The organism is Zooshikella ganghwensis (assembly GCF_018263875.1).
Classification (GTDB): domain Bacteria; phylum Pseudomonadota; class Gammaproteobacteria; order Pseudomonadales; family Zooshikellaceae; genus Zooshikella; species Zooshikella ganghwensis.
The window spans coordinates 49097-55382 of the sequence record NZ_JAEVHG010000027.1; the positions used below are offsets into that span (position 1 = coordinate 49097).

General features: G+C 40.0%; 8 protein-coding genes. All 8 read left to right on the forward strand.

Features of this window, described 5'->3' with window-relative positions:
• Positions 1–178: 178 nt before the first annotated feature.
• Positions 179–571: an N-acetylmuramoyl-L-alanine amidase gene (locus tag KHS79_RS23875; RefSeq protein ID WP_212722704.1), complete on the forward strand. Its 393-nt coding sequence runs from the start codon at positions 179–181 to the stop codon at positions 569–571.
• The gene (locus KHS79_RS23880) at positions 568–1035 is read left to right on the forward strand and encodes a hypothetical protein (RefSeq protein ID WP_212722705.1); all 468 of its coding nucleotides are present in this window, start codon (positions 568–570) and stop codon (positions 1033–1035) included. The genes KHS79_RS23875 and KHS79_RS23880 overlap by 4 nt, the downstream gene beginning before the upstream one ends.
• The gene (locus KHS79_RS23885; RefSeq protein WP_212722706.1) at positions 1022–1408 is read left to right on the forward strand and encodes a DUF1353 domain-containing protein; all 387 of its coding nucleotides are present in this window, start codon (positions 1022–1024) and stop codon (positions 1406–1408) included. Before KHS79_RS23880 ends, KHS79_RS23885 begins: the two co-directional genes overlap by 14 nt.
• 2 nt (positions 1409–1410) lie before the next feature.
• Entirely contained in the window at positions 1411–1806 is a 396-nt protein-coding gene (locus KHS79_RS23890) for a hypothetical protein (protein WP_212722707.1), read from the forward strand.
• A 113-nt stretch (positions 1807–1919) separates the two neighbouring features.
• Positions 1920–2351 (forward strand): terminase small subunit, encoded by a 432-nt coding sequence (locus KHS79_RS23895; RefSeq protein WP_212722708.1) that lies wholly within the window; start codon positions 1920–1922, stop codon positions 2349–2351.
• The gene (locus KHS79_RS23900) at positions 2344–3792 is read left to right on the forward strand and encodes a terminase (RefSeq protein ID WP_212722709.1); all 1449 of its coding nucleotides are present in this window, start codon (positions 2344–2346) and stop codon (positions 3790–3792) included. The genes KHS79_RS23895 and KHS79_RS23900 overlap by 8 nt, the downstream gene beginning before the upstream one ends.
• Before the next feature lie 2 nt (positions 3793–3794).
• Complete coding sequence (locus KHS79_RS23905) at positions 3795–4160, forward strand: hypothetical protein (protein ID WP_212722710.1); 366 nt, start codon at positions 3795–3797, stop codon at positions 4158–4160.
• Positions 4150–6276, forward strand: coding sequence for a portal protein (locus tag KHS79_RS23910; protein WP_212722711.1), 2127 nt, complete (start codon positions 4150–4152; stop codon positions 6274–6276). The genes KHS79_RS23905 and KHS79_RS23910 overlap by 11 nt, the downstream gene beginning before the upstream one ends.
• The last annotated feature ends 10 nt before the right edge of the window (positions 6277–6286 follow it).

The following is a 6286-nucleotide window of genomic DNA, read 5'->3' on the forward strand; positions in this document are numbered from 1 at the left end:
TCTTATACGACACATAAATTATTTTATGGTCCTGTACAAAAACTAGACACAGGCAGGAATTTTGCGGTACGATATAACTACGATAGGCTTGGTGCGTTCAATTTAGCTTATCAACGTTGAATTATCCAACGAATAACTTCCCATCCCGCTACCTCAGCGGGTTTTTTTTGAGGCAAATATGAATATTGAATACTTAGTTGTTCACTGTTCTGACTCGCCCAATTCCAAAAACTACTCAGCAAAAGATATCCATCAATGGCACTTACAGCGGAAATGGGCTGGAATCGGCTATCACAAAGTTATAAAACGTGATGGTAGCATTGAGAATGGTCGCCCTGAGTACTGGGTTGGCGCGCATGTTAAGGGCTATAACAGTCGTAGTTTAGGTGTTTGTTTAATCGGTCGGGACTCATTCACTAAAAAGCAGTTTGAAACACTAGAAATAGTGCTTACAGACTGGAAGTGTAAATACCCTAATGCAACAGTCTGCGGTCACAAAGACTTAAATCCACAGAAAACATGTCCAAACTTCAATGTCACTGCATGGTGGCATAACAAGGAAATAATATGAATTACGAGGATCACAATAATATGAATTTCAAGGCTAGCTACTTGACGCTAGTGAACAGTGTAAACCAGCATCTAGATGGTTTAAGTGAATCAATAAAAGAGGCTGAGCGCCTTTCATTTGTCTTATACAACTCATTAAACGAGTGCGAAGAACATATCAAAGCTCCAGAAGATGACGTTATTCCTTTTCCGTTCAAAGACTCTCTAGATTATATAGCACCAACTTTATTATGTTACACCAGACGTTTAACTATTCTGCATAACAAAGTACACGAATTGATGCGTATTGCAGAAAGCGTATCTTTTCAAGTTGCTGGGAACGAACAAAAATCTAGTTTGAGCCATCCAGGTGCACATGAAAAGCGAGAAAAGCTAACTAGTTTAAGTGAAAATGATAAAGCTACTTTGCGTAAAATGAAGGAATGTGCCTGTGCTAAAGGAAGTTTTGAAGATGTTTTTGAATAGACTTGAAGTGCAGCATTTGCCAACTTCCAATCAATGGAAAGTACAAAAAGAGTTAACTTACAAAGATACTAAACGAGATTTTGGCTTACTTACTGTCCCCGTTGATTTTATTACTGATTTTGCTTCTATCCCCCGCATCTTCTGGATGTTGTTGCCCCGTGATGGTAAGTATCTAGAGGCTGCCGTCTTACATGACTGGCTTTACTTCAGACAGCCTGATGAGATGACACGTAAAGAAGCAGACCTTATCTTTCGTGACGCAATGAACTCACTTGATGTAGCAAGCTGGAAAAGTGCATTAATTTATTATGCTGTACGTCTTTTTGGTAGAGCTGCATTTAACGAGTACAAGCGGCTATTTGATGATGTATAAATATGGCTACTCACAATTCTAGTCAATGTTCTTCCTCTACAACAACCCCGCATAACACCAGTCACCATAACCATAATAGTTGGCACATAGATAAAACTTTTAATATTGGAAATCTTCTTACTGTTTTACCTGTTGTGATTGCGTTATTCACCTGGGGCACAGGGGTTGAAACGCGAATAACGAAAAACACAACCAATATTTCAAATATTGAAGACATAATAAGAGAAGATAAGCTACTTCGTCGAAATGAAATGAGTCAAATGAACAGTAAATTTGACCAAATGAGTAGCAAAATGGACAGCAGATATGAACTAACTAATAGCAAGCTTGATAGAATTTTAGAGCTAAGAGTGAAGTTGTACAATGAAAAAAGCTATTCAAACGTCCAGAAAAACTAATTATCGAGCACTGGTAATTGGTTTAGAAAATAATATCCCGAACAAATACCCCACCTACCAATTTTCTGGCCGCACTTTCTACAAAACCGAGCGACGTTATATACCAAAGCTAAATGACACTGAAGACACCATCAGGTAAACAAGCTCTCTTCATCAGTCACTATCTTGAAAACGGCCGAAATGGGCTACAGGCAGCCAAAAGTGCGGGATACAAGGGAAGCAACAGAGTATTGGCGACTACTGCCAATAGACTCCTAAACAAGCCACATATTCGCGCGGCCGTTGATCAAGAGCAGAAAGATATTCAAGAAAGTATTCGTTATTCGGCTGAAGATAAACGTCGTGTACTTTGGAATATTGCGCAAGCCCAGGAAACAGAAAAACCTCACTTCTCAATTTTGGCAATAGCAGAGCTTAACAAAATGGACGGCGATCTTGCGGCCATAAAACTCAAGACTAAAAGCGAAATAAAAGCTGATTTTAGCGTACTTGAAGAGGCTCGTAAGCGCTTAGAAAACTTAAAAAAAGATAGTAAAAATGATTGATTATCAAATGCAGCGCTTAGATTTTGAAGCGCAACTACGTTCTGATATAGCAGGATTTTATGCTGATCCATTGGGGCATGTGATGTATGTATATCCATGGGGTGAAAAAGGAACAGCATTAGAAAACGAAGATGGGCCTGACAAATGGCAAAGAAAACAGTTGTCAGAAATAGGTGCTGCGATTAGAGATAATCCTTTAATTAGTATTAGAGATGCTATATCAAGTGGACATGGGGTTGGTAAGTCTGCTGAAGTTGCTTGGATAGCACAATGGGCAATGTCCACACGACCTCATCTCGCTGGTGTAATTACTGCGAATACAGAGAACCAGCTAAATACAAAAACGTGGCGAGAGCTGTCTATATGGCATAATAGATCAATTAATTCTCATTGGTTTCAATGGACTGCAACTCGCTATTACCATGTAAATTATCCATCAACATGGGCAATTAACGCTGTACCATGGTCAATTAATAATTCAGAGGCATTTGCAGGGCTTCATGCTGAGCATGTTTTAATGATCTTTGACGAAGCCAGTGCTATTCCTGACTGTATCTGGGAAGTTGCAGAAGGCGCAATGACAACAAAGCGTGCTCATTGGCTAGTATTTGGAAATCCTACTCGAAACTCTGGTCGTTTTCGTCAATGCTTCACAAAATACAGCCATCGATGGGCAACCAGGCAAGTAGATTCACGTACTTGTAAAATGACGGATAAAGAACAACTACAAGAGTGGGAAGAGGACTATGGTGAAGACTCTGACTTCTTCAGAGTTCGTGTCAAAGGTGAGTTTCCTAAACAGGCAGCTAATGAGCTTATAAACAGTGGAAATGTATTAAAAGCTAGAAAAAGAACGTTGTTAGGAGAAGTTTTTCAGCATCAACCTGTAGTTATTGGCGTTGATCCTGCACGTTTTGGCGACGATAAAACAGTCATTATCGTGCGGCAAGGTAGAAAGATACTTCACGTAGAAGCACACTCAGGGTTGCGAACCACACAAACTACAGCTCATACAATAGCACTAAGAAAACGATTTGCAGCAGATGCTATTTTCGTCGATGGCATTGGAATAGGTGCTGGTGTTGTTGATGAGTTAGTCGATGCTGGCGAAAAGGTTTTTGAAGTTACAAGCTCCGAAAGTGCAGATGAACCTAAAAAATTCTTCAATAAACGCGCTGAAAACTGGTATCGAATGAGTAAGTGGTTTGATCTGGAAGTAGATATACCAGATATTCCAGAATTTACAGAGCACTTATGCTGTATGACTTACTCCTATGACTACAATACTAACCAATTAAAACTACCAGAAAAGAAAGATATTAAAAAAGAGTTAGGTTTTAGTCCTGATTATGCTGATGCTTTATCTATGACATTTGACCGCCCTATAGCAGCAAAAGAACTTAGAAATAACTCAAGCTACATACCTCAAGAGCATTATTAATCATGTCCTCGTCGTTTATTATTACTGACCCTGATGAGTTACATAACGCGCTTAAAGAGCAGCGTGTGGTAAAAGAAATCCAGAAGACACTTACTGAGTATTACCCTAAACGCTGCTGGCTAGTACAAGTAAACGTCGAAGGCGGTATTGCATACATATCTAACCCCCAGATTTCAGCCAGTCATGGCTTTGCTGTCCACATAAACACCACAATGCATGATCTCAAGGCTAAAGTGAAACGGTTCGCTGGTGAGCTTCTAGAGCGCTTCAGGTTATCAAGGCAAAGATATGCATACGGTGATGAGCTTAACCTAAAGAAAAACCCTGTCACTCGACGAGTGCTTGGAGTTGACCGTGGTGAGATTTGATCGACCTTCTGAAAACGAGCAAGACACAGGTTTACGATTAGTATCCAGTACTAATAACGAATGGATTTTACTGGCACAACAAGCATATACAGCAAGTACTGACTATATCCAAAGTGGTATCTTTCATCGTTGGCAAAAGGCGTTAGCACACTTTAATAACCAACATGCACCTGGTAGCAAATATTACTCAAAGGCTTTTGCATGGCGATCTAGAACATTTCGACCTAAAACACGAGCGGCATTGATAGGTCATGAAGCTTCAGCCGCCGCCGCACTTTTCACAAATAATGACTTAGTTGATACAAAAGCTTGGAATCCTTCAGACCCTATCCAACAAGCTTCAGCAAAAATGAACAAAGCGTTAGTCCAATACAGGCTTGAACGCAGCATTCCATGGTTTCAAACAGTCTTAGGTGCATACCAGAACTGTCATAATTATGGCTTCTGTATTTCAAAGCAGACATGGTATTTAAAATATGAAACCTACGTCGAGCATGAACCCGTTGTAAACGAGTATGGTATACCTGAGTTTGATGATTCAGGAGATTTACTAACGCGGAAAGTTGAAAAACAGAAGATTGTCAAAGATCAGCCCTATATAGATTTAGTTGCTCCAAACAATTTTAGGTTCTCACCCGATGCCGATTGGCGTAATCCAATAGACACCAGTCCATTCTTAATCGAACAAGTATCAATGTCGGCAGGTGATGTACTTGCCCGCATGGAAGAGGATGATCCAAAGACTGGCGAAAAAAAATGGAATAGATACAGCCTTGAGGAAATATTAGCTGCTGGTACATACAAACATGAAATACTCAAAAATTTAGCTGATGGTGACCTACATGCACTCGAAAGCATTAGAAAATTAGCTAATGAGTATGCGACAGTTTGGGTGCAGTTTAACATCATTAATAAGCGTGGCACTGATTATGCGTTTTGGACACTCGGTACAAGTTTATTGCTATCGCAACCAGTGAGACTTACAGACTTATACCCATATGGTCGCCCTTATGTATTTGGTACTGCCAATATTGAGGCACACAAATCATATCCTTCAGGATTAAATGCACTCATAAGTTCTCTGCAAGAAGAAACCAACGATGTAGCAAATCAGCGCTTAGATAATGTAAAGCAAGTCATGAACCGACCATGGTTTGTTAAGCAGGGAGCCAGTTTTGACGCATCAAGAATTAATGTACCAAACGCAGTGCATTACACAAAAGGTGACCCTAGGGAAGAAGTGCATAGCTACTCGATGCCCGATATAACAAGCAGTAGTTATGCAGAGCATGATCGGCTTGCCGTTGAGATGGATGACTTAGCGGGTAATCTTAGTCAGTCCAGTGTTCAAAATAATAGAGCACTGAATGAGACTGTTGGCGGTATGAACCTCATGTCGTCTGGTGCGAATTCAATCCAAGAGCTGATGTTGCGCATTTTTATTGAGACCTGGGTGGAACCTGTGTTGCTGCAAATCGTGCAGTTAGAGCAGCTTTATGAAACAGATGAAGTCTTGCTGGCTTTAGCCGCAAATGATGCGGATGTAGCCAAAGAGAACATCACTGATGAACTTATACAGCAACAGTTACTTGTTTCTGTCAATGTTGGCTTAGGTAATACTTCCCCAACCCAGAAAATTGAAAAATTAAATATAGCGTTAGGTAGTGTTTCAAGTTTACCGACTATTGCTGCAAAAATAGATGAAGATGAAGTTGCAAAAGAGATTTTTTCTACGCTGGGTTATGGTGATGGTAAACGGTTTATAAAGTCTGAAGAAAAGCTTCAGGAGCAAGGTCAACAACAAGCCCAGGAACAGCCTGATGGTGCAAGCATCGAGCTTGAAATTAAACAACAAATGCTTGCCTTTGAGCAGCAAAAGTTTGAGCAGCAGATGACTTTCAATCGTGAAAAATTAGCCGCAGAGCTAGAGATGCAGCGGGAAAAAAGCATGATCGAATTTGCTTTAAAAGAAAAGCTTTCACTAGCTGAATTACAGGCCAAGTTAGAAATTGCTGATCGGCAAAATACAACAAAACGAGATATTACCGCGACTCAAGAAATTAATAAGATGAATGAGTTAAATTACAAAAAAGAAACTGGAAATCAGGGGATATAAGTTGGAAAAA

What these genes read in the sequence shown, in the direction of transcription:
- KHS79_RS23875 (WP_212722704.1), top strand. Translation starts at nt 179, where the DNA reads ATGAATATTGAATACTTAGTTGTTCACTGTTCTGACTCGCCCAATTCC.
- KHS79_RS23880 (WP_212722705.1), top strand. Translation starts at nt 568, where the DNA reads ATGAATTACGAGGATCACAATAATATGAATTTCAAGGCTAGCTACTTG.
- KHS79_RS23885 (WP_212722706.1), top strand. Translation starts at nt 1,022, where the DNA reads ATGTTTTTGAATAGACTTGAAGTGCAGCATTTGCCAACTTCCAATCAA.
- KHS79_RS23890 (WP_212722707.1), top strand. Translation starts at nt 1,411, where the DNA reads ATGGCTACTCACAATTCTAGTCAATGTTCTTCCTCTACAACAACCCCG.
- KHS79_RS23895 (WP_212722708.1), top strand. Translation starts at nt 1,920, where the DNA reads ATGACACTGAAGACACCATCAGGTAAACAAGCTCTCTTCATCAGTCAC.
- KHS79_RS23900 (WP_212722709.1), top strand. Translation starts at nt 2,344, where the DNA reads ATGATTGATTATCAAATGCAGCGCTTAGATTTTGAAGCGCAACTACGT.
- KHS79_RS23905 (WP_212722710.1), top strand. Translation starts at nt 3,795, where the DNA reads ATGTCCTCGTCGTTTATTATTACTGACCCTGATGAGTTACATAACGCG.